General features: G+C 45.5%; 17 protein-coding genes. 8 read left to right on the top strand and 9 right to left on the bottom strand.

The features are described 5' to 3' along the window. The first annotated feature begins 18 nt into the window (after positions 1-18). From F0261_RS09700 to F0261_RS09710, 3 genes are all read left to right on the top strand, one after another. The gene (locus F0261_RS09700; RefSeq protein ID WP_253819400.1) at positions 19-1,599 is read left to right on the top strand and encodes a diguanylate cyclase; all 1,581 of its coding nucleotides are present in this window, start codon (positions 19-21) and stop codon (positions 1,597-1,599) included. Between the two features lie 105 nt (positions 1,600-1,704). After that, entirely contained in the window at positions 1,705-2,823 is a 1,119-nt protein-coding gene (locus F0261_RS09705; RefSeq protein WP_171337845.1) for an adenosylhomocysteinase, read from the top strand. A gap of 188 nt (positions 2,824-3,011) precedes the next feature. Then, positions 3,012-4,217 carry a Xaa-Pro peptidase family protein gene (locus F0261_RS09710; protein WP_171337904.1) on the top strand — a complete coding sequence of 402 codons (1,206 nt, stop codon included), beginning with the start codon at positions 3,012-3,014 and terminating at the stop codon, positions 4,215-4,217. Between the two features lie 26 nt (positions 4,218-4,243). On the opposite strand, the gene F0261_RS09715 is transcribed toward F0261_RS09710, so the two are convergent. Continuing rightward, positions 4,244-5,947: a protein adenylyltransferase SelO family protein gene (locus F0261_RS09715; protein WP_171337846.1), complete on the bottom strand. Its 1,704-nt coding sequence runs from the start codon at positions 5,945-5,947 to the stop codon at positions 4,244-4,246. Between the two features lie 113 nt (positions 5,948-6,060). Next, on the bottom strand, positions 6,061-6,618 hold the full coding sequence (locus F0261_RS09720) for a DUF1439 domain-containing protein (RefSeq protein ID WP_014980232.1): 558 nt from the start codon (positions 6,616-6,618) through the stop codon (positions 6,061-6,063). A gap of 244 nt (positions 6,619-6,862) precedes the next feature. Between F0261_RS09720 and F0261_RS09725 the strand changes: the two genes are divergently transcribed. Beyond that, on the top strand, positions 6,863-10,018 hold the full coding sequence (locus F0261_RS09725; protein ID WP_171337847.1) for a glycosyl hydrolase: 3,156 nt from the start codon (positions 6,863-6,865) through the stop codon (positions 10,016-10,018). Between the two features lie 148 nt (positions 10,019-10,166). Here F0261_RS09725 and F0261_RS09730 read toward each other — a convergent pair whose 3' ends face one another. Next, complete coding sequence (locus F0261_RS09730) at positions 10,167-12,290, bottom strand: TonB-dependent siderophore receptor (RefSeq protein WP_171337905.1); 2,124 nt, start codon at positions 12,288-12,290, stop codon at positions 10,167-10,169. Positions 12,291-12,593: 303 nt separating this feature from the next. Between F0261_RS09730 and F0261_RS09735 the strand changes: the two genes are divergently transcribed. Together F0261_RS09735 and F0261_RS09740 are read left to right on the top strand one after the other, a co-directional pair. Next, positions 12,594-14,480: a TonB-dependent siderophore receptor gene (locus tag F0261_RS09735; protein ID WP_171337848.1), complete on the top strand. Its 1,887-nt coding sequence runs from the start codon at positions 12,594-12,596 to the stop codon at positions 14,478-14,480. Between the two features lie 10 nt (positions 14,481-14,490). Then, positions 14,491-14,934, top strand: a complete 444-nt coding sequence (locus F0261_RS09740; RefSeq protein ID WP_171337849.1) for a DUF6314 family protein — start codon at positions 14,491-14,493, stop codon at positions 14,932-14,934. An 18-nt stretch (positions 14,935-14,952) separates the two neighbouring features. On the opposite strand, the gene F0261_RS09745 is transcribed toward F0261_RS09740, so the two are convergent. The 3 genes from F0261_RS09745 to F0261_RS09755 all read right to left on the bottom strand — a co-directional run bounded on the left by F0261_RS09745 (position 14,953) and on the right by F0261_RS09755 (position 17,273). Further along, on the bottom strand, positions 14,953-15,816 hold the full coding sequence (locus F0261_RS09745; RefSeq protein ID WP_171337850.1) for a DMT family transporter: 864 nt from the start codon (positions 15,814-15,816) through the stop codon (positions 14,953-14,955). 71 nt (positions 15,817-15,887) lie between these two features. Beyond that, positions 15,888-16,757 carry an MIP/aquaporin family protein gene (locus tag F0261_RS09750; protein WP_171337851.1) on the bottom strand — a complete coding sequence of 290 codons (870 nt, stop codon included), beginning with the start codon at positions 16,755-16,757 and terminating at the stop codon, positions 15,888-15,890. 324 nt (positions 16,758-17,081) lie between these two features. Further along, entirely contained in the window at positions 17,082-17,273 is a 192-nt protein-coding gene (locus F0261_RS09755) for a hypothetical protein (protein WP_014950632.1), read from the bottom strand. A gap of 278 nt (positions 17,274-17,551) precedes the next feature. Between F0261_RS09755 and F0261_RS09760 the strand changes: the two genes are divergently transcribed. Next, positions 17,552-17,968 carry a Dabb family protein gene (locus tag F0261_RS09760; protein ID WP_171337852.1) on the top strand — a complete coding sequence of 139 codons (417 nt, stop codon included), beginning with the start codon at positions 17,552-17,554 and terminating at the stop codon, positions 17,966-17,968. Positions 17,969-18,127: 159 nt separating this feature from the next. Continuing rightward, positions 18,128-18,460, top strand: coding sequence for a DUF1904 family protein (locus tag F0261_RS09765; protein ID WP_171337853.1), 333 nt, complete (start codon positions 18,128-18,130; stop codon positions 18,458-18,460). Between the two features lie 227 nt (positions 18,461-18,687). Here the strand turns inward: F0261_RS09765 and F0261_RS09770 are convergent, their stop codons facing one another. The 3 genes from F0261_RS09770 to F0261_RS09780 are packed head-to-tail and all read right to left on the bottom strand — an operon-like array spanning position 18,688 to position 22,863. Next, the gene (locus F0261_RS09770) at positions 18,688-20,124 is read right to left on the bottom strand and encodes a PepSY domain-containing protein (protein ID WP_171337854.1); all 1,437 of its coding nucleotides are present in this window, start codon (positions 20,122-20,124) and stop codon (positions 18,688-18,690) included. Between the two features lies 1 nt (position 20,125). Further along, positions 20,126-20,683: a hypothetical protein gene (locus F0261_RS09775; protein ID WP_014950625.1), complete on the bottom strand. Its 558-nt coding sequence runs from the start codon at positions 20,681-20,683 to the stop codon at positions 20,126-20,128. Between the two features lie 11 nt (positions 20,684-20,694). Further along, on the bottom strand, positions 20,695-22,863 hold the full coding sequence (locus F0261_RS09780) for a TonB-dependent siderophore receptor (protein WP_171337855.1): 2,169 nt from the start codon (positions 22,861-22,863) through the stop codon (positions 20,695-20,697). Positions 22,864-23,021: the final 158 nt, after the last annotated feature.

Consider the following 23,021-nt stretch of genomic DNA (forward strand, 5'->3'; position numbering starts at 1 on the left):
CTTACTGCTGAAGACATCCTGGCTAAATATCAGCAGAATACACTTATAAAAAATACTAATGGGCGCGTTAGTTATGGGTTCACTGGTAACACGGTTTGGGGTGTGTTGGCTATTGAATTAGATGCATATGGTGTTCTTGTTACTCGTATTGCTAAAAATAGCCCAATAAACGTACCTTTTCTTCCTCTGAAAATAGAAATAGATAATGCGTGGCTAGACAATATCGACCTCTATTTTTTCGAAAACGGTCAAAGAAAGCGTCATGTAAAACTTGGTGATAATCAGGTGCATAGTGCTCGCTTTGAAGACGCAAGAATGCCTTCCGTATTCTATCGATTTACCCAACCTGAAACGCTGGTGGTTTTTCAATTTTCCTCTGAAGATCCTATGACGATCCCCATATATGTAGGGCCACCAGTAGTTGCCAAAAACAAGACAACGGAGAATGCGTATTTTTATGGCGCGTTGTACGGCGCACTCGTTATTTTATTGGTCTACAACTTGGTTCTATACTCCTATATTAAAGAACGGCGCTACCTGCTTTATTCCTTATACCTTCTCTCGTTTTTGCTATTTAACTTCACTTATACCGGTCATGGTTTCTGGTGGCTTTGGTCAGAATCGATATTCCTTCAACAGTGGCTTTTGCCCGCGCTAATGTTTTTGTATTTGTTCAGTGCGGTAAGATTCACCATCGAGTTTCTTAATACCCAACTCTATCTACCAAAGCTCTATCGGTGTAGGAAGTATATCTATGGCGCATTGGGCGCACTCGCTGTCATCATTGTGCTGATTGGAAGTCGCTCTTTCGCGGTGATGTCGCAGCTTGCCGTTTTAACAACAATAGCGATTTGGATGTTGTTGATAGGAATTTTTGCCTACCGTAATGGCGACACATTAGCTAAATTTTTCCTTCCAGCCATTTTATGCGGAGCCGGCGGTGCGATGGTGTCGAGTCTAGCCACATGGGGGCTTATTCCATACTCGAAATGGGCATTCAGAGGCATTGAAATCGGTATGGTGTTGGAAATGTCTTTGCTATCTATCTCACTGGCATTTAACTACAAACAAGTACAGCAAGCGCGCAGAAACGCCGAGCGTGACGCAAGGCTCGATCCGCTTACGTCGCTATATAATCGGCGAGCTTTTGAAGACTTGGTTTATCCTATTTGGGAGATGGGAAAGCGCAGTAATAAGTTCATGTCGGTTATGCTCATTGATATTGATTGGTTTAAAGGTATCAACGATAAATATGGTCATGACATGGGTGACAAGGTGCTGAAAAAAGTCGCTGAAGAAATTAAAGGGCAAGTTAGGGGCTCTGACATTACCTTTCGCTGGGGCGGCGAAGAGTTTTTGGTATTTTTGCCCAATACTCGGGTGCATTACGCCAAGCAAATTGCCGAGAATCTCCGCGTACACCTTTTCACCCACGACATCAACAAATTCATACGAGTGACAGTAAGTATAGGTGTGGCAGGAACCTCGCCAGGCGAAGAGGATATTAATGTTCTCATTAAACAGTCAGACCAAGCCTTGTACCTAGCGAAAGCAAAAGGTCGAAACAAAGTGGTGCTTTGGGAGGAAGATTCAGAATAAGAGGAAATAACCAAGAGGAGAAATAAAGGGAAGTATCTAGCTGATTTATAAATACAGCATTCTCACGTATGATTCTGCTTTTCATTTTCTCAGAGTATCCTTTTCATGTACCAAGATTTTCAAGCAGAGTTGGCGTGGGCTAGCCTTCACATGCCCCGCACTCGTAAGGCTATCGACACACTCCCTGACCTGTCTAACGTTAAACTTGCATGTAACATGCATTTGGATTTGAAAATGGCGCCGTTAGTTGAGAGGCTGCTTTCAAAAGGATGCAATATCTTTCTTACCACGTGCAACCCCACCACGGTGCAAGACGATGTGGTGTCTTACCTTGTAGACAAAGGTGCAACGGCTCATGCATGGCGTGATATGAGCGATGCTGATTGGTCTGAGTCATTCGATAAAGCGCTGGCATGGCAACCCACCCATTTGTGTGAAATGGGCGCCGATCTGACTACCCGACTTCATGAAAATATAAAAGCAAACAAGCCAGTTCCAAGCATTATATCGGGCTTAGAAGCGACGGGTTCTGGCATCAACCGCTTAAACGGTATGGCGCCAAACTACCCAATTTTTAACTGGGATGATTTGCCAGTAAAAGAAGGGCTTCACAATAGGCACATGGTGGGTTTAAGCGCATGGCAAACCTTCTTCCAAACCACTCATCTAACCCTGCACGAAAAAGTAGTGGTTGTTATTGGTTACGGTTTGGTAGGGCAGGGCGTTGCTGCCTCGGCTAAAGCGTTCGGAGCACAGGTTCAAGTTGCAGAACTTGACCCAGCAAGAGCGCTTCAAGCGAAATACGACGGCTGGCCAGTGGTCGATTTAAATGAAGCTGCTAGTCAAGCTGATGTTATTGCCACTGCAACTGGTGCGTATGGCGTAGTGAATTCGAATCATCTAGACAACATGAAGGACGGAACGTTTATTTTAAATGTAGGCCATGTAGCTCAAGAAATTGATGTGCCGTATCTTAAAAACAACGCTACTCACAGTGAGCCAATGCCTTATGTAAATGCTTATAAACTGGGCGATAAAACACTGTATCTTCTAGCCGATGGTTCTATGTTTAACTTAACTGCGGGCTATGGCGACAGCATTAATGCCTTTGACGTAACTTTGGCTGTCATGGCTGCGGGCATCGGCTATATCGTGAATGAAGGTGCAAAAAGCGAAAAAGGCTTGTACTTGTTGCCAGAGGCTGCGTGGAAAAGTGCGCTTTAAAGCGCTGCGAATCATAAGAGAGTGTTTATCTTTTAGTACGCAGTACAAAAGGTCTAGCCACCTCTGCTTATCTCGACATTCCTATTGAATGTTGTACAGTGAGCCCGTTTTAATAAATTCATATTTAAGGCGGGCTGATGATCATTCCAATAGACAATCGGCCTTACGCCAGTGTAGGGACGAAAAAAATGGGCAAAATAATAGGTACAAAAACACCACAGCAGGCTTTAGATAGCCTTGTCAACATGACAGGCGATCTGCGCCCCATAGAGCTCTCTGAATACAAAGCCCGCATTGCCAAGGCGCAGCATTATATGCAGGAAAATGGCATTGGTGCGCTTTACTTAAACGCTGGTACTAACTTAGCGTATTTTACCGGAATGCAGTGGTACGCCAGTGAGCGTTTAGTCGGTGCGCTCTTGCCTGCAAAAGGTGACGTTGTATATCTAGCTCCTACCTTTGAAATCGACTCTTTAAACGAACGCAAATTAGTGGAAGGCGACATAATTGGCTGGCAAGAGCACGAGAGCCCATATGCGCTTGTCATAGCTATGCTAGATAAACTAAATACCGCTGGTGGCGATAAACTGGGTGTTGATGAGTCTACACAATTTTTTATTGTTGATGGTTTTAATAAAGAGCTTGAACAGCCGTGGCAGGTTATTAACGGTGCAGAGATAACTGCACACTGTCGCATGCACAAATCTGAAAGTGAACTAGCGCTAATTCAGCGGGCCATGGACATGACCCTTGCTGTGCACAAAGCCACTGCCAGTATGCTTTATGAAGGCATTACCACAACAGAAGTTGAAGCATTTATTAACGATGCGCATAAGAAAGTGGGGGCCAGCGGTAACTATTTTTGTATTGTGCTTTTTGGTAAAGCGACCTCGTTTCCCCACGGCGTTAAAGACCCGCAAGTATTAAAGAAAAACGATCTTGTATTGATTGATACGGGCTGTAAAGTTCACGGCTACCTGTCTGATATCACTCGAACCTATTGCTTCGGTGATCCAACCGATAAACAGCGCGCACTATGGGAAAGCGAAAAGCGCGCGCAGCTTGCCGCATTTAACGCTGCAAAAGTTGGTGTTTCCTGTGGCGATGTTGATAAAGCCGCGCGAGACAGCTTAGCAAAAGATGGCTTAGGACCAGACTATAACTTACCAGGTTTGCCCCATCGAACCGGGCACGGCATTGGTATGGATATTCACGAATGGCCTTATTTGGTGAAAGACAATCCTCACCCGCTAGCATCTGGTATGTGTTTTAGTAACGAACCTATGATCGTAGTACCAAACGAGTTCGGTATTCGCTTAGAAGATCACTTTTATATGACCGAAGATGGCCCTGTGTGGTTTACTGAGCCTAGTGACTCTATCGACTCTTTGTAAGTAAACTAAAATAAAGCTGCTCTTTGTTACGAAGAGCAGCTGTAGTGCGCGACCCCGCCCGCACTGAAAAATTCAAGTGGGCGCAGCTGGTAGTACTTATTCTCTACCTCTTTTGATTGCTCATCATAAGGCGCAGTAAGTATCTTCTGAAGTTCGCGAATTGGCGTAAAGTCACCTTTCTCTGCGGCTTTATAGGCAGGCACAATTAACCATTCGCGCCATGTGAATTTAGGGTTTGCTTTGCGCATATTCTCTGCGGTAGCAGCAATAGCGTTTGTAACATCACCTTGTGTTTCGGCGTCCTTTTCAATGTGCTCACGCCACGTTTGTAGCCAGGCTTCCCATTCTGTCATGACCTCTGCTTTAGGCGGGTAGTAAAAGCTTTTCGTCAAGCTCGCCATATCTTCAGGCATTGACGATAGCTCTCGGAAAAACAGATTGTAGTCCACGCCTGTGCGCAGCATTAATTGCAGCAGCTTAATTAGCAAGTCGTGGTTGTAGCTGGCAATGCCAAGCTTTGTTGCCCACATACTTTCCATGGCGCGTTCCATCACGCCAGAAAAACCGTCGTTGATCTTGTTAAGCTTAGAGAGCTGTTCACTGTTGCCTTCAAGTAGCGGCATCAGTGAGCGACAGAACATATCAAAGTTCTTTTGCGCAGCAATGGGCTGGTTTAAAAACGAGAAGTGACGACCGCCGCCTGTCCAAGGTTGGTAGTCTGCTTCAAAAAATTCACAAAAGCCGAATGGTCCATAATCCAGCGTAAAGCCTCCTGCGGCGCAGTTATCGCTATTAAAATTGCCCTGGCAATAACCGACTCGAACCCAACCAGAAACAAGACGCGTTAGCCGGTCTCGAAATAGTGCAGCCAGCGTGACCACTTGCTCTTCAAACGACGTGGTTGTGTCAATATCACTTGAGTACTCTCGCTTAATAAGGTGCTTAACAATGGCTTCTAGTTCGTTTAACGCTTCGCTGTGTTCGTTACAGCGAGCTCGCCTAGCGAAAAGCTCAATTTGCCCTACGCGCAAAAAGGAAGGGGCAACACGGGTGGATATGGCAGTGATATTTTCAACCATTACTTCAGGCTCATAGGAATGAGAGCCTTCGCGATACCAAGGTCTGTCTACGGTGTCTGATTCAGACAAAAACAAGCTAAGTGAGCGTGATGTTGGGATGTCAAGCGCATGCATGTGCTCTTGCACTAAAAATTCGCGCACGCTAGAGCGCAATACGGCGCGCCCGTCTGCGCCGCGACAATAAGGCGTGCGACCAGCACCTTTTAACTGCATCTCCCAACGCTTGCCGTTTAATACCGCTTCAACAATAGAGATTGCGCGGCCATCACCGTAGCCGTTACCTGTTCTAAACGGGCACTGCTGTGTGTATTCCGTGCCGTAAATAGAAAGTGCGTAGCCGGTTGCCCAGCCGAAGGGCTTCATTGGAGCAGGTACATCCGACATGTCTCCTGAGAACAGCTGGGTGAAATCTTTTGATGTTGCCAAGCTATCGTCTAAGCCTAATTCGGCAAACAGCGTTTCGCTATGAGCAACGTACGTCGGTGCAGTTAATGGGGTCGGAGTAACTGGCACATAGTGACCTGAGAACACTTGGCGCGGGTCATGGTCGTCACCATCGCACGTCGACTGCGGGTCTGGGGTAAGGGTATTCAGCAAAGAGTAATCTACGTGCTTTGCGAATTCATCTAGTGTTTTGATACGTTCTGTCACTATGCCTGCCTATTTCACTGAATGGGAAAATCTGTTTGCGAGCATCGAGGCTCAGGTTACTTTTGCACCTTTAACCATCAACAATCTCGACACTTCATACGTTTTTTCAATGATTATTGTTTAGGTCGAAGTGCAAGCTGCCCTTGCTCTACAGTTAGCTGTAAAGGTACCGTTGAAAGCATGCTTACTGCTTTGTTCGCAGGGTCTAAGCGATAAACGGGGTTAGTCGCCAAATAGCCGTTAATGAGCTGCATGAATTCGCCACTTACAGGGGCTAAATTACCCTTAAAGCCGCCAGCATCAATTGTGCTATCAAGTAGAGATAATGAGCGCACAAAAATCGCTTTTTCTTCACTGTCGTAATAAGGCGTGCCTTCTAAAGCAAGACTTACTTTTGCAGGGTAGTTCAACCCAAATGCACTAATACGCGCAGTGGCAATAGCGCCTAGCTGAACCACGTCTCTGCCATCTGGGCCTATGGTTGCTGTCATATCTTCCACATCTAAATAAAGAGGAATACCAGCGAGTGAGGTTTGCTTTTGCAACTTACTCACTTGGCTATCAAGCACTTGTTCTAACTCGGCATTAGATATAGTGTAAACCGCCAGTTGAGAGAGAGTAGCGCAGCCTGCAAGAATGGTAGCGAAGGCAATGGAAAGTAGAATTCTCATAAAAAAGTCTCTTTTAGCAATGAGTTGTCGAATTACACAGTGCGAGCCAGAAACACTGGCGCTGCAACAACGAAGTGCCTCTATTGTACGGGCTGAGGAAAGGGATGAACAATGAAATCGTTAACGAAATGCTGCGAACAATGCATGTAGGCACCACAAACAAAAACTTTTGCCATAACGCCCTCAACAACGCAGTATAAGAAATTCTTCTTATAAAAAATAAAAACACTACAAGGCACTTTCTATGGTTTCACAGAGACTGGTTTCTGGGAAAATGGTGGCAGCTTTTGCTATTTGCGTAAGCGCGCTTTCTAGTTTCTCGCATTCTGCATTCGCGCTTGAAGATACCGTTAATCCTGAGCTTTTCGATAAAATGGAGTATCGATTTATTGGGCCCTATCGCGGTGGGCGTTCGGTGGCGGTTACAGGGGTTGAAGGTAATACCAACCTTTATTTTATGGGCACCGCAGGTGGCGGTGTTTGGAAAACTGAAAACGCCGGCTTATCGTGGACAGCCATATCCGACAAAACATTTAAAGTAGGTAGTATTGGCGCTATCGCGGTTGCTCCTTCAGATCCTAATGTTATTTACGTAGGTACTGGTGAAGGCCCTATTCGAGGTGTAACCACTAGTCACGGAAAAGGTGTTTATAAATCTACAGACGGCGGTGAAACCTGGAAGCTTGTGGGTTTAGATAAACGCGGCCAAATCCCCAAAATTCGTATACATCCCGCCAACCCTGATATAGCTTGGGCTGCAGTACAGGGCAATATTTGGGGGCCTAATGAAGAGCGCGGTATATTCAAAACGACAGACGGCGGTAAAACATGGCAGCATGTGTTAAAAGTGAACGCCGATACTGGCGCCGCTGACTTAGCAATAGACCCATCTAACCCCAGAATTCTTTATGCCAGCATGTGGCATCACGGCAGAACGCCTTGGTTTATTAAATCGGGCGGTGAGGGCGGTGGCCTTTATAAGTCAACAGATGGCGGTGAAAGCTGGGACAAGTTAGAAAAAGGACTGCCTACGCTTATTGGTAAAGTCGGTGTAGATATTGCCGCATCTAACCCGAAGCGCCTGTATGCCATTGTCGAGGCTGATGAGGGTGGCCTATATCGCAGTGATGATGCGGGTAAGTCGTGGTCGTTGATGAACGGCGACAATATTCTTAAAGCCCGCGCGTGGTACTACAACCACATCAAGGTAGACCCTAACGACGAAAATACCCTTTATGTGATGAATGTGCAGCTGCATAAATCCATTGATGGCGGCAAAACCTTCGAAATTAAATCACTGCCCCATGGCGATACCCACGATATGTGGATAAACCCTGAAAATAGCTTAAACATGATCAACGCTAACGACGGTGGCGCAACTGTTACCTTCGACGGCGGTGAATCGTGGTCAAGCATTTACAATCAGCCAACGGCGCAGTTTTATCGTGTAATTACCGACAACTTAAACCCTTACTATGTTTATGGCGGACAGCAAGATAACTCGACCATGGCAACGCCCTCTCAAACCTGGGGGGACGGCATGGGAATAGAAGACCAGTTTGCCGTGGGCGGTGGTGAAAGCGCGCATATTGCGTTTAACCCTGCAGATCCAACCCTGATCTACGCCACTACCATCAATGGAACGTTAACAGAGTACAACCGCGATACTGGGCTAACGCGGCCCATTATGCCTTACCCTGAATATGTGTTTGGCAGAAACGCACGGGATCAAAAGTATCGCACCAACTGGAATGCTCCAGTGATAGTATCAAAGCATGATCCTGACACCGTGTACTATGGCACGCAGATGATCTTAAAAACCACCGACCGGGGTGTGAATTGGCAAGAAATCAGCCCAGACTTAACCCGTAACGAGCCTGAAAAGCAGGGGCTAAACGGCGGGCCGATCACCAACGAGCAAGCTGGAGCTGAATACTACAATACGGTTTTCTATATTGCCGAATCAGCGGTTAACAAAGGCGAGCTTTGGGTTGGAGCCGATGATGGTAAGCTGCATATCACCCGCGATGAGGGTAAAAACTGGAAAGATATTACCCCTCACAAAAAAGAAGCGCAGGTAAATGCCATTGAACTTAGCCCTCATGCAGAAGGCAGAGCTTACGTTGCGGTAGCAGGCTATAAGTTAAATGACTACACACCTTACATTTATAAAACCGACAACTACGGCAAGCGCTGGAAGCGTATTGACGAAGGCCTACCAGAGGACGCCTTTGTTCGTGTAGTGCGTGAAGATACAGAGCGCGAAGGCATGCTGTTCGCGGGTACAGAAAGCGGCATGTTTATTAGTTTCGACGACGGTAAACATTGGCAAGTACTAGACTTAAACCTGCCGCCTGTGGCGATTACCGATATGCAGGTTAAAGGTGATGATTTGGTCATTGCAACCCAAGGGCGAGGCTTTTGGATATTAGACGACATGAGCCCGCTACGTGAAGTGCACAAGTCGCTAGATGGCGAAGCGCTGTTTCAGTTTGAGCCCGTAGATGGCATTCGCTTGCTATCTGGCGGTGGCATGACTGACCAGCCTCAAGCGAAAAATCCTCCACGTGGCGCCACCTTCCGTTATTATCTGAAAGACGCATTAGAAGAAGAGCAAACGCTACGCATTGACATATTTAATGCCGATAACGAGCTTGTTCGCACACTGTCATCTGCGCCTAGTGCATTTGAGAAGTGCGCTAAGGGGAACGAAGACGTTCGCAGCCCTGTTAAATTTAAACACCCTTCAACAAAAGCGGGTTACAACGAATTTGTATGGGATCTTCGACGTGAGCCGTTGAACTGCATCGAGAATGTAAAACTGTTTGGCGGCTGGAATGGCGCCCGTGTTATGCCTGGAGACTACAAAGCGAAAATCACAGTAGGTGAACAGGCGCAAACCCGTGCGTTTAAAGTGCTTCCAGACCCAAGGGAAGAAGCAGATAAAGCGCAGCTACAAGTGGTTGAAAAGAGCATTCAGGCTACAGAAACCTTACTGAATGATTTGTTTGCTCACCTGCAAAAAGCCCGTGATGTGCGCGCGCAGTTAAGTGATGTTTCTGAAGATAACGTCATGCTGGCAAGCGATGTATCGGCTTCAATCGAGCGCATTGTTAGTGCAATCGACGACTGGGAAGCGTTGGTTATTCAGCCAAAACATCAAACTTTTGAGGATGACATTAACTGGCCGAATATGCTCGACAGACAAGTACGTTTCTTAATGGATAACTTCGACAGAACGGGCGCGCCTGCACAAGCTGGTGCACTAAAACGGTTGGAAGACTTAGACGCAAAGTGGCAGCAGTATAAAGTACAGCTAGAAACCTTATTTGGTGAAGAAGTGAAACCATTGAACGAAAAGCTCTCAAAGCAAGGCGCGTTTGATTTAGAGAGTTTATAACAAGGCAAACAAACCTTACATTTGCTGGAGTTATAAAATTTAAAAGCCGGAAGCGATAAAAACGCTTCCGGCTTTTATTTTCGGTTTTAAGCGCGCTTCAAGCGCAGTTTGAAAAACTTACCGAAACAGAGGTTTTCGAAACGGAATCCTAAAACTGATACTTAACGCTCACAGTATAGTTAGTCGGAGAGCCCGGCATAGTCCAAAGCTGATGGTATGAGTTCTCAAAATAATCTCTGTCGAACAGATTATTCACGTCAAATCTCATAGAAAGTGCATCGCTGATATTCACCGACCCTGCTAAGTTCACAAGGGTATAAGACGGCAAAATGAATGTTGGATCGGTGGTTTGTCCTAAGCGATCGCCCACGTAACGCATGGTCACACCAAAGAACGCTTCTTTTTCAAATACGCTGGTGAAATGGTTAAGCGAGATATACCCCGAATGCTTGGCGATATTGATTAATCGCGACCCTTTAGGTATAGGCACGCCCCAATCCAAGTTATTGACTTCGTTAGCGGTTTTAGCATCTATGTATGCGTAGGCCATATCAAGACGAATGTCTGAAGTAAGATCAGCTGTTAACTGAAATTCAACGCCTTGGCTTTCAACTTCACCGAGCGTGGCTGAAAAGCCAGTGTTAGGTTCAGCGGTTAGCATGTTAGTCTTTTCAGCATCAAAAATAGCAATGCTGCCTGAGAACATATCAGCAATGTTTTCCCACTTAGCACCTACCTCAAAAGAGGTGGTTTCTTCTGGGTCAAAAGCGTTGCGGTCTGAATCAAGTCCAGGATTAGGTCTGAAACCTTCTGCATAGCTAGTGTAAAGGCTTACAGAATCATTGAATTCATACACGAAGCCAAAGCGCGGCGTCACTTCCGTTTGATCTTGTTTTTGCCCTTCATTGCTTAACTTATTGAAAATGTCTTGCTCGAACTTGTCCACACGAAAGCCAACTAAAAGTTTGGTGGCGTCAGTAAGTTCAATAACATCTTGTGCGTAGAAACCTAACCCTTTTTGCTTTTCAGCCGTGAGTGTAGTGGGCGCAACGTCAGGTCTGAAAATAGTGTAGTCTGGATTTTCAGGGTCGATGCTATAAGTGGTATCACCCGCACCCCACGCAGTACGCCAACGACGATAGTCTGTATCGATGTGGTAGTTGTAATAGTCTAAACCAAACAAGACGTTATTTACGAAGCCTGCCACGTCTACCACGCCACTTAATTCAAAGCGTAGTGATAAGTCTTGCGCTTGATAGTCACGGGTTCTGCGTTGCCTTGAAAGTATCGATGGGTCGGTATACAAAAGCTGACGGCCTTCTGACAGTTCAGTATCTGAAGACTGCCCTTCAAAAGAAGAGTCTCTGTAGGCGAAGCCACTGAGTAAATGCCAGTTGTGATTCAATTCGTGATTTAACACTAGTTGATGTCCGAAGGCTTTAACTTCATGGGCTCCGTCTCTAACATCACCATAGAAGTCTTCGGCATCTACGGCGTCAAAGTCGTTATTTAATATGAACACACCGCGATCAAGCGGCTTTTCCTGATCCAGTATTTCCATCTGATAGCTTAAGCTGGTGTGATCAGAAATGTTCCAAATGAATGAAGGGTTAAGGTTCAAATTCTTGAAAAACACGTTATCGCGATAAGTATCAGAGTCTTCGTATGAACCGTTAACACGATACGCCATGTCTGAATCAATGCCGTTCGTGTAATCGAACTCTACTTGTTTTTTATCAAAATTACCTACGGTACCCTGGATGTAGCCTTGCTCTTCGAACTGAGGTTTTTTGGTAATAACGTTAATGGTACCGCCAGGTTCACCTTGACCATATAAGGCTGATCCCGGACCCTTCATTACTTCTATGGTTTGAATGTTAACCGTGCTTCTATTACCGCTATAGCCACGCACGTTGAAGCCGTTTATTAAATAACCCGATGGGTTATTTTCATCGCCAGAAAAACCTCGGATCGCAAAGCTATCGAACATGCCGCCAGAGTTGTTTTGTCTAACAATGGTGGGCGCAAAATCTAGCGCATCGATGAAGCGCGTGATCCCTTCATTCGCTAAGGTATCAGCAGTAATTCGGTCGATTGCTTGTGGGGTGTCGATTAGCGGTACATTACCACGGTATGGCTGAAAGTGTCTTTTTACCTCAATGTGTTCAAGTTCATCATGAGCACCTTGAAGGGAGCTTTCATCACTTTGCGCAGCGGCGCTTACTGATAATGCAACTAAAGAAAATATAAACGGTCTTTTAAGGTCAGGCATAAGCAAGGTATCACGTATCTTTGGCAAGTTTTGTAAAGGCCGCGAATGTTATGTTATCTCGTTTCTTTTGGCAAGGAAGGTAAGCAGACAATAAGGTGAGATTGATGATTATTGCGGGCTGCTACAGATACATACAGGCTGTTTATATTGATAAATGGAAATGTGCAGAGCTGTGAGTAAAAATAAACTTACTGGTCTAAACTCACCTGCGCAGCGTTTTCCTCGGTCTACTAATGCTATACACTTCGCGTTTTTATTACTCTTGCCTGCAGGCTGAACCTAAATTTTTAACTAGGACACTGAATGCGTCACACAATCCTATCTTTGCTCTTTTGTACTTTACCTTTTACCGCCATCGCCGCTGAAAGTGTTGATGCATCTAACGCTAACTCTGGCGTGAACAGCAACGAAAAAGGCGTAGAAAAAATTACGATTGAAGGGGCGGCGACGGCGAACAACAAGCCGGTAGGGACGTTTAATTCACCTATATCTAACTTAGAGTACGATCCGCGAGTCGATTTGCAATCAAGGAACATGGCAGAAGCGCAGGCTGACGTGACTATTCGCGGCGGTATATTTGAAAATACGGGTTTTCGCATAGGAAGCGCAACGCTTATCGACCCGCAAACAGGGCACTATTTCGCTGAAATTCCGATTGCGCCAGAAATGTTGACGAAGCCGAGTATTTTCACGGGGATCGATAACGCGCTTTACGGTGTAAATAGCTCTGTAGGTACGGTGTCTTATGGCTGGCGTCCCATCCAAACAGCAGGCAGTGTGTCAGTGGGAGTAGGTAATAACAACTTCAATTTGCAGCGTGTACACGGTGCAGTAAAGTACGCGCTTAGTGTTTTACCCGGTTGGTCTGTTGGGGTTGAAGGGGAGTATTCTCGCTCTGAAAGTGATGGCACTATTGCTAATGGCGATCATAATTTCGAACGCGCGTCAGGGCGTATTCAGCTGGCAAGTGATGACTCACAAACCGACGTGTTTTATGGCTTTCAGCAAAAGTTTTTTGGCTGGCCTAACTTGTACACGCCTTTCAACGTAAACGAAACAGAAGACATTCAAACCCGTTTGGTCATGCTAAATCACAAACAGCGCTACGGCGAAGAGAGCATGAAAAATACCTTTGAAGTTTCTGCTTACTACAGAGAGAATGACGACCATTACGTATTCTCACGTGAAAATCCTGAAGCGTTTCAGGCGTTTCATGAAACCCAAGTGACGTCATTGGCATTTTCCGGTACTCATAATGTTTCGCAGGAATTCGGTATTAACTACGCTGTACAGCTTACTGCAGACGATATCACATCAACCACGCTAGAGAACAATTTCACCTCTCGCGACTACTACAAAATAAGCGTAGTGCCCGAGTATCGAACTCAGTTGAACAGCAATGAATCGCTTACCGTTCGTTTAGGTGGGGCGTTTGACGATACAAATCGCGACGACGACCGACTGTCTTTTGTGGGCGATATCAGTTGGCTTACCCAAGCAGAGAGGAGTGCCTCGCGTACACTCTATCTTTCGTATGCAGAGGCGACGCAGGTGGCTGGCTACACTGCTGTAGGCGGCAGCACCACAAGCGGTCTGTTTAGAAGTAACAACCAGTTACAGCGAGAAGTCAGCAAAAACCTAGAGTTTGGGGCGTCATTTGATAAATCCTCTTTCAAAGTTGATACCGCCGTATTCTATCGCTGGGATAACGAACTGACAGATTGGACGTATAGCTTCGATGCTACTTCAGCTCGCAGTGCAAACCCGGTCGATATCGAAACCCTAGGTGTTGAGGTGATTGCCATTAAACGCTTTGAGAGCGCAGATGTGGTGGCCAGCTACACCTATTTAGATAAGTCTGAAGACTATCGAATTGATGAGGTAGACGCGAGCTTTTACGCGCTTAACTATCCGCCGCATCGCGCCACCCTTGGGGTGGTGTGGTTTGCAACCGATACGGTTGAAGTGCGCATTGACAACGAGTGGCGGAAACAAGAAACCAATGCGCTTAGAAACGGCGATGACTCTGCGTTTTTCTCACATGTCACTTTCACATATTCACCTGCTCAGGTTGAAGGGTTAAGCCTGGTATTGGCAGTCGATAACTTGTGGGATGAGCGCTTTGAAGAAATCCCAGGAACGCCGGGTCGCGGCGACCAATATTCTGCCACTGTTACCTATTTTTGGTAAGGACGGCGCAATGACAGTTAATTCTCCTCATACCTTGGACGATTTTGCTGGACGATGGACGCTAACGCGCAAAATCATCCAGCGAAATGGCGATGTATTTACCTTTTCTGGCGAGGCTGAATTCAGCTCGCTGGAAGGCAGTGTACAAAAAGAAAAAAGCGGCTTGGCGTATTACGAAAAAGGCGAAGTAACTGCGCCTAACGAAAGCGTAATGCCCGCAGAACGTCGGTATTTCTGGCAGCAGCCTCAAACGGGTTTATTTGAAGTGTTGTTCGACGATGAACGTTATTTTCATTCTTTCAGTGCGACCAACCCAAACGCTGAGCACTTGTGCGGCGATGATAATTACGTGGTGCGCTATGACTTCACAGCGTGGCCTGTGTGGCGCTCTACGTGGCAGGTCATTGGGCCGCGCAAAGACTACACCATGGTGAGTAAGTATAGTCCTGCGTAGTTTTGGCCTTTTTGAGGCTTATAATTGTTTCTGCTTCTCAGCGTGTTGATGAGACATCCAAAGTGCAATAGCAATGATGACACCGCCAAGAAGCAGGCGAGAAAAGTCGGTGTCTTTTTGCCAAAGCAGTAAATTAACCACAAGCCCCGCAGGAATAAGTGCGTTATTCATAATAGCCAACGTACCACCAGAAACGGCTAGCGCCCCCTGGTTCCAAAAGTAGTATCCAAGCCCTGATGCCGCAATACCCAACCACAGTAGCACTCCCCACTGCTCGGTATTTTGCGGTAGTTGACTTGGGTTGCCGAAAAGGAAAAAAGCGGGCAAGGCTACAACTAACGCGCCTAAATAAAACCACGCGAATACGTTGTGATAGGGTACTTGAGCTGTAAAAGTCGAGGTCAGCTTTTTATAACCCACTTGTCCTAATGCAAAGGAAAGATTAGCACCCTGAACAATAGCAAAACCAAACCAGTAGTTATCAGTCACGCCATCAAAGCGAATTATGGCTGCACCTGCGGTGGCAATAAGTGCGCACAATAAATAAAACGGGGTAAACCGCTTAAACAGGGCGTCGTTCAAAATGGCGACATAAAGCGGCGTAAAAATAGTGAAAAGCAACACTTCTGGCACGCTTAAAAACAAAAATGCGTGATAGAAGAAGATGTACATCAGCCCTAATTGCACAGCACCTAAACTGGCCAGAATCACCTTTTGTTTAAGGTTCAATAATGCCGGCCTAAGGAAAGGAAGGAAGACCAGTGTGGCGAGCACAATGCGTGTCAAAACAGCAAAATAACTGTCTACTGAGCCAGCCAAAAACTCGCCTATGAGCGAAAAGGAAAATGCCCACAGGACAGTAACTGCTATTAAATAAAACACACGCTATGCTTCTTTGTAAGTTCAACCGCAGCGTAAAATAGGCCATCGCCGCTCGTATATCAATAGTTAGCTTACCCTCTATCAACACTCGCTTCAGAAGTTTGTGTAACAGCGGAAGTTTCGCAATCGTTTGGAATAGTGCAGGCGCGACTTTCTGGCGAAAGGGAATGACCTATTAATACAGGGTACAGCCAAGCGCCAAAGCATGCTCCACATATAGGCGCTACAATAGGCACAATAAAGTAGGGGATGTCTTTCGCCCCATCAAGCGCATACTCCCATCCCGCAATATAGGAAAAAAGCTTAGGACCAAAATCGCGAGCTGGGTTCATGGCAAAACCGGTCAATGGCCCTAAAGAAGAGCCAATGACAGCAATGACAATACCAATTAGTAGCGGATTCATGGCTTCACGGGATGCGCCGTTATTTTCATCTCCCAATGCCAGTATTGCGAACATCAAAACTGCAGTGATAACGAACTCAACGCCAAAGGCTCCCCAAAATGAAAGGGCTTTGTGGGGAAAAGTAGAGAAAATACTTGCCGTTGTCAGAGCGTCTACACTATCGCGCGAAAGGTTATGAGTAAGTTCATAATCTATAAAAAGTTGATGATACAACCCGTAGATAAGTGCAGCAGCAGCGAATGCCCCAAAAAGCTGGGAAAGAATGAAGGGGACAACTTTGTGCTTTTCGAAACCGTGAAAAAGTGCAAGCGCAATAGTTACCGCTGGGTTGATATGTGCACCGGAAACGCCGGCAGTACAATAAATGGCAACAGCGACGCCAAACCCCCAGACAATACTGATTTCCCATTGACCGAACGAGGCGCCTGTTAATACCAATGCTGCAACGGCACCAACACCGAAGAATATCAGAATTGCCGTGCCTATGAATTCAGCAACACACTGGCGGAAAAGCGTTGGTTCCGTGAGAGGTAACATAATTCTTCCTTTTAATCTTTAACCAGTACAACGCATTGATCAGAAAAAGAAGCGACAGAGCTATGTCATGAAGAATGAAAGCTGAAACCGTTTTATGTTGGTGCATTAGTGCATTAACCGTTCATTCAACTAACAGGCCGTTAGGTTCTAATTCTGATGCAGCTTCCCATGTACATTTAATAGGAATGCATCATAAAACGAACATAAACGAACTGCAAATGAGCAAAAACGAATATTTGTCGTTCTTGGTGTTGATACTGGTATTCAGCTTGGTATAGCAGCACCGCTGTTACCTCAGAGCGGTAATACTAAAAAAGGCCAGTCTTAGTGGAGTACGGATAGCTCAGTACTGAGGCTAGCATTTTTGTTGTCGCTATCGCCTTTTAACTCTCCAGCTTCTTCAACCAGTGCCGTCATAGCGTCAATAATATCGAGGAAGCTTGCTAGCTGCTCTGGCGTTAGACCATTAGATAAGTTTTCAATTTTATTGATAAGCTGTTTGGTAGGTAAGCGCATAGCGTCAAAATCTCGTTGTTTACATGTTTAAAATTCAGTTTCTTTAAGTATCTTTCAAGTTGCTTGCCAACATGCAAAATATTAAACTCCTGGCGCTTTCTTGCCTTGCTAATTGAGTTCAGATCTATTTTGCAGTGAAGGCGGAGCTCACAAGTGTGTGTTTACGCGAAGATGAACGGGTTCTTATTGCTTCAATTGAGATCCAATGTCATTGTAGAAACATCAGCATGTTCAATGTTTATGACAGAAATCTACAGCTAAGGTAAGCAGGCTCTATTATGGCAGATACAAAAAGACGACAATTTTTAGCAACCGCAGGAGCGTTTGCTTCGCTATCTGCATTGCCTGCTATGGCGCATTCGTCCCGCATCACAAACGCTGAGTTACCACCTATCCTTCATATGGTTTACTTCTGGCTGAAAGATCCAACGTCAACAGAAGATAAGCAAAAGCTCATTGCTGGTTTGCAAACGTTGCGTGCTATCCCACAAGTTCACTCGCTTCACATTGGTGTGCCTGCCAATACACTAAAGCGTGACGTGATAGATAACTCGTTTGACGTGTCTGAACTTATGCTATTTGAAAGTGTTGAAGCGCAAGATGAGTACCAGCGTCATCCTATTCACAAAAAGTTTGTGGAAGAGTGTTCTCATTTATGGCGTGAAGTGGTGGTGCGAGATTCTGTTTCGGTGTAATTCTTAATTTGCCGTGAGAACTTTTTACCCTTTTACCGAATAGTATGGCATTCATCGCGTACTAAAGGCGAGTCCTCAGTCTAGACGCTTTTAAAGCGTGGTATGATGCCGCTTAGAAAATTCCGGTACACAAACTAAAGAGCTATTAAAGGACAAAAAATGCCGCACATTCGCGCAAGAGGTATCGAGCAATCAGTGTTAGAAGAGGTTGCAGGTTCTATCGTTGAACAGTTTGCCAAACTGACCGACACCCCTAACGATCATTTCACAGTAGAGCACATTGCGAGCCATTTCATTGTGGCCGGTGGAGCCTCTTCGGCTTATCCGTTTATAGAAGTTTTGTGGTTTGATCGCGGGCAGGATGTCAAAACTGCAGTGGCTCACGTTATCAATACTGCGCTTCGCCCCTTCGTAGGAGAGGATAAGGACATCACCGTTTTATTTGAAGATCTCAACGGTAACGATTATTACGAGAATCGCGAACATTTCTAGCGTTTGTATGTCTCGTTAAGCTCCTGCAGAGCAAGATTATCTAGTCCTTCTTCATTGCTACTTATCTCTTTCCATCTTTTTAAAGGTTCATCATGTTCTTTGAGCGCGTTTCACATCGTCCACTGTTTTTAAACGTGGCTTTTTACTGTTGACCACGCTGAAAAATAGACTAACTAAGCATGTTCACTTTGCCTCAATTCCATCAGTTCCCATTAGAACCAATGTGCCTATACATTCCAGCCTTTCTTTAATCGCGAGTACAGGTAGCGCCATACGCACAGGGCAAAAACGATAAACGCGCTGTCTATAATGAGCGAGTTCATGACTAACGAACTAGGGTAGTGAACAGCAAAGTGAGTAATTGCCAATACAACTAACAAGGCGGCGAGACAATTCAACAGCACCAGGTGAGTTTTCATAAGCACTTTTTGCATTATTGAAGCGATAAGAATAGCTGTCAATGTTACCCAGAAAACAGGTTTTGTGGGCAGCGCCAGCGTTAATTCTAACAATGCAGCCCAAATAAATGCGATAGGCGTGCCCCACACGAAACCCAGCCAAAGCTGGTTTAAGGCATCTTGTTTAGCGCGTTTTGCCAGCCACAAGTTTATGCCGGTGACAGAAATAATGGTTAACGCGAACCCCATTAATCCGAAGAATATCTTCATTGCTTCTGGACCAAAGTGGCCGAAGTGTATGCGATATACAGAAAATATCGCTTGTTGGCCAGCATCACCATCTGAATAACCGACTTTATCGATGTATTGTCCACCGGCATCAAAGCGGTATTGTTCTGAATAGATGAGCTTATCCAAGTGCTGCGAGCCGAGCAGAATATACTGATTGTCTTTGGTCGCGTTTTCCAAAGTAACAAAAATGGGCTGGGTATTGGGCTCCATTTTCATTATGTCGGTCAGCGCTTTTTCTATATTCGCAATGGCTGGCTGATGTTCAAGCTGAATTGATGAACCATAGATGTCGGCAAACAGATCAAGCTTGTTTCCTTCATATAAGGTATCGGCATAAATGGACGTTAAAAACGACGCTAAACCAAAATAAACGCCGGTTAGCGCAATCATCAAGTGAAAAGGTAAGCCCCACACGCTCATTCTATTGTGTAAGTCGCCTTGTGTAAGCTGCTCGTTGTTGCCTGTTCGCAAGCGAAAGGCATCTTTAAAAATACGTCTGTGAGCAACAATGCCAGAGATAATCAATGCACTCAAAATAGCACCCAAAACACTGACGGCCATCATTCCGATGTCTTCTGGCAAATGCAGGGCGGTGTGTAAATCAACGATTAAATCAGTAATAGGGGTTGTGGATGGTTCACTTAATTCACCGATTGGAGAAATATTCCAATACTCACCGTCTGCACTAATGCGTGCGCGTGGCAAATCGTGCGTAGGCAAGCGAATGACAATGTTTCCCTGTGTTTGACCCTCTTTTATTGTGAGAAAGCGTTCATAAGCATTTTGAATGCTGCCAGGGGTGTAATCTAGATTATCTGCAATATGGGGTTGTTCCCACCGCAGAAGTTCTTGAGAGAAAACAGATAAAGTGCCTGAAAAGCACACCCAATACATCAACACACTAACGGCTAGTCCTAACCAAGCGTGACTTTTTAAGGCGCTTTTATTTGCGCTGGGAGAAATAGAAATACTCATTTTATATACTATACAAGTAGAAGTAACTTAACGCGCTAAGTACACTCAACACCCCAACCGGGCGCCATAGTTTACTGTCTGCACACAGCCAGTATGCGCCACATCCCCATAATAGAGGCATGGTGTAAATTCCCAGTGCAATCTGGTTTACTTTGCTCATGCTAAGCGCTGTTGTCCACACTACGGTAACTAACATGGCGCAAATAGCACTTAAAAACACACTGCCAAGTAGTTTTACAAGAGCGTTAAAAGCAATAGCGGTAGACGGGGTAGTCAATCCAGATGCGAACGGTAAATCGACGCGCTTTACATCTTTACTTATTCGTTGTCGGGCGAGATAAATCCAACTCCATGCTTGTAACGAGAAAGCGACCACGGCGTAGCAGGTACCTAATTCAGGGCCGTACTCTGTAACCCAAAGGCTTAAACTCGCCAGCATTAACAACAATGCCGAGAGTTTAGCTATACGTTTAAAGGCGATCTGTGTGCTTTGCCAAGCGCGGTAAAACAAACCTATCGCCAATGCGCTGCCTAAAAAGGCAGCGATTGACAGCAGCATAACTTAATCCGTTAAAAATTGAATGAAGCAGACAGTCTGAATGTCCGAGGTTCACTTAATACAAGGTAGTTTGAGCCAGGGAAGCCGCCTACCGACGCCCAGTAATTATTGTCAAAGACGTTATCTACACGAGCGCGAAGTGTGATGTCGGTCATTCCTGCAAGGAAGCTGTAACGAACGCCTAAATCGAAACGATTAGATGCATCGACTTCAAGGCTATTGTCGGCACTGGCATATTGTTTCGAGGTATAGGCCGCACGTGCATCGACAGTAAGCCCTGGAAGGGCATCAACATCCCACTCAAGATTAATGTTTGCTTGTAAATCAGGAACACCAATGGCCGTTTTGCCATCTAGTGTACCGTCTTGAGTTTTCGTCATTTCCGCATCGAGCCAAGTGAATCCGCCCAAAACACGTAAATTTGAAGTTGGCATGCCAAATACGCTTAACTCAAGCCCTTGGTTTTGCTGTTCACCATCGGTACTGAAAACATTGTCTTCAACAATTGAGCTTTGCTTTGAGGTGTTGAAAACACTCAATGAACCACCGTATTGGCCAGCATCATATTTCACACCTACTTCTATTTGCTCGGCGCTGTATGGGTCAAAAACTTCACCCGCGTTGTCAATTGGTTCACCACCGCTTGATGCAGGCGCTACCTCACCAGGAAGCAGTCCCTCGATATAGTTGGCGTAATAAGACACCTGTTCTGACGATTTATAAACAATGCCCACAACCGGCGTGAATTGAGATTCGTCGTAGCCTGACAACTCATCACCTGTATTGTAATCAAAGGTGCGGGTTTCAATGTTTTGTACACGGCCACCAAGGGTTAATAGAACTTTTCCATCGTTAAACGAAATCATGTCTGCAAGAGCAAAACTTGAAAGGTCTGTTTTTTCTGTGATTAGTGGATTGCTAAGATCGCCACCAATAAAGAAGTCAGCATCGGGCATGGTTGCCGTTACCGGATTATAAATATTTCCAGCAAAGCCGCTAAAATCAGAAAACGCATAGGCATTTTCAGATTCTAGAGAAAAGGTTGATGCAGACGTAATGATCGTGTGTCCCACGCTTGCGGTTTTGAATTCGATATTTAGGCCCACTTCACCTGAGCGAATTTCATCATTTCGAACGTTATCAAAACGGTAAGCTGAAAAGTCGCCATTTGCTTCTGCCTGTCTAGGGTTAGCAAAGACATTATCTTCTTCACCCGATCTGAAACCATACGCCGCCCATGCAGTGATATTGTCGGTAAAATCGTATTCTCCACGAACCGCACCGAAAAATTGACGCTCGTTAGTGTAAGTCCACTCTTGGGCAAAATTGGTGTCGCTGTCAGGCGCTTCTGGAATTGCACTGCCAGGAGTGACTGCAGGGCGTGGTGAGTCAACCTGATGGTCTTGGTAGCCCAAATCCAAAGAAAGACGGAAGTTATCGCTATCGTGATCAATGCCAATAGCAGCAACGCTCAATTCACGATCTTGGTTATCGATACTTGTTTCGCCGCCTCGTTGTACAAAGTTAGCTCTTATGCCTGTACTTTGACTGTCGTCGCCAAATCTGCGGCTTACATCTGCTGCGCCATACCAATGTCCTTGAGACTCGTATCCAAGCGTTACACGGTTTAATGGGTCATCGCCCGCGCGCTTAGGCACTATATTTACCGAACCACCTAAGCCGCTCCCTCCCGGTGCTGCGCCGTTTAGAAATGCACTGGCGCCACGGAAAACCTCAACGCGTTCTGACAACTCTGCAGCAACATATTGGCGAGGTAAAACACCGTACAATCCGTTGTAAGTCATATCGTCAGAATAAACGGGAAACCCGCGCATTACGTATAGTTCTTGAAAATTACCGAAGCCTTTTGCCACACGAACCACCGGATCGTTTTGCAACACATCGGCGATACTTCTTGCTTGCTGTTCCCTTATGATGTCTGCGGTAAAGTTGGTGCTTGCGAATGGAGAGTTCATCATGTCGAGATTACCTAAAATACCCGCGCGACCACCGCGAGATACTTGGCCTCCTGCAAAGCTATCTCGTAATTCAACCTGAGATGCATCAACAGTAATATGCTCAATGTCATCATTATTATTTTTTTCTGTTTGTGCATATACAGGCGCGCCTGCATACGACAGGCCGATCATCACGGCCAAGGCACTTTTAAGCAAATTCATGGGAGCTCCAAAAATCAAAAGACAACGAATATGATAACTATTTTCATTTTAAAAAGGCAGGATATGTTCCTTTAAAATATGCATTTCGTCTTTTATTTGAAGAGGACTATCGTGCTTTGTGCCTAGATTTTAGGTAAAAGTCCGCACACGCTGCTATC

The organism is Alteromonas sp. 07-89-2 (assembly GCF_013113925.1).
Classification (GTDB): domain Bacteria; phylum Pseudomonadota; class Gammaproteobacteria; order Enterobacterales; family Alteromonadaceae; genus Alteromonas; species Alteromonas macleodii.

What these genes read in the sequence shown, in the direction of transcription:
- F0261_RS09780 (WP_171337855.1), bottom strand. Translation starts at nt 22,863, where the DNA reads ATGAATTTGCTTAAAAGTGCCTTGGCCGTGATGATCGGCCTGTCGTAT.
- F0261_RS09765 (WP_171337853.1), top strand. Translation starts at nt 18,128, where the DNA reads ATGCCGCACATTCGCGCAAGAGGTATCGAGCAATCAGTGTTAGAAGAG.
- F0261_RS09750 (WP_171337851.1), bottom strand. Translation starts at nt 16,757, where the DNA reads ATGTTACCTCTCACGGAACCAACGCTTTTCCGCCAGTGTGTTGCTGAA.
- F0261_RS09730 (WP_171337905.1), bottom strand. Translation starts at nt 12,290, where the DNA reads ATGCCTGACCTTAAAAGACCGTTTATATTTTCTTTAGTTGCATTATCA.
- F0261_RS09740 (WP_171337849.1), top strand. Translation starts at nt 14,491, where the DNA reads ATGACAGTTAATTCTCCTCATACCTTGGACGATTTTGCTGGACGATGG.
- F0261_RS09760 (WP_171337852.1), top strand. Translation starts at nt 17,552, where the DNA reads ATGGCAGATACAAAAAGACGACAATTTTTAGCAACCGCAGGAGCGTTT.
- F0261_RS09775 (WP_014950625.1), bottom strand. Translation starts at nt 20,683, where the DNA reads ATGCTGCTGTCAATCGCTGCCTTTTTAGGCAGCGCATTGGCGATAGGT.
- F0261_RS09770 (WP_171337854.1), bottom strand. Translation starts at nt 20,124, where the DNA reads ATGAGTATTTCTATTTCTCCCAGCGCAAATAAAAGCGCCTTAAAAAGT.
- F0261_RS09710 (WP_171337904.1), top strand. Translation starts at nt 3,012, where the DNA reads ATGGGCAAAATAATAGGTACAAAAACACCACAGCAGGCTTTAGATAGC.
- F0261_RS09755 (WP_014950632.1), bottom strand. Translation starts at nt 17,273, where the DNA reads ATGCGCTTACCTACCAAACAGCTTATCAATAAAATTGAAAACTTATCT.
- F0261_RS09705 (WP_171337845.1), top strand. Translation starts at nt 1,705, where the DNA reads ATGTACCAAGATTTTCAAGCAGAGTTGGCGTGGGCTAGCCTTCACATG.
- F0261_RS09725 (WP_171337847.1), top strand. Translation starts at nt 6,863, where the DNA reads ATGGTTTCACAGAGACTGGTTTCTGGGAAAATGGTGGCAGCTTTTGCT.
- F0261_RS09720 (WP_014980232.1), bottom strand. Translation starts at nt 6,618, where the DNA reads ATGAGAATTCTACTTTCCATTGCCTTCGCTACCATTCTTGCAGGCTGC.
- F0261_RS09735 (WP_171337848.1), top strand. Translation starts at nt 12,594, where the DNA reads ATGCGTCACACAATCCTATCTTTGCTCTTTTGTACTTTACCTTTTACC.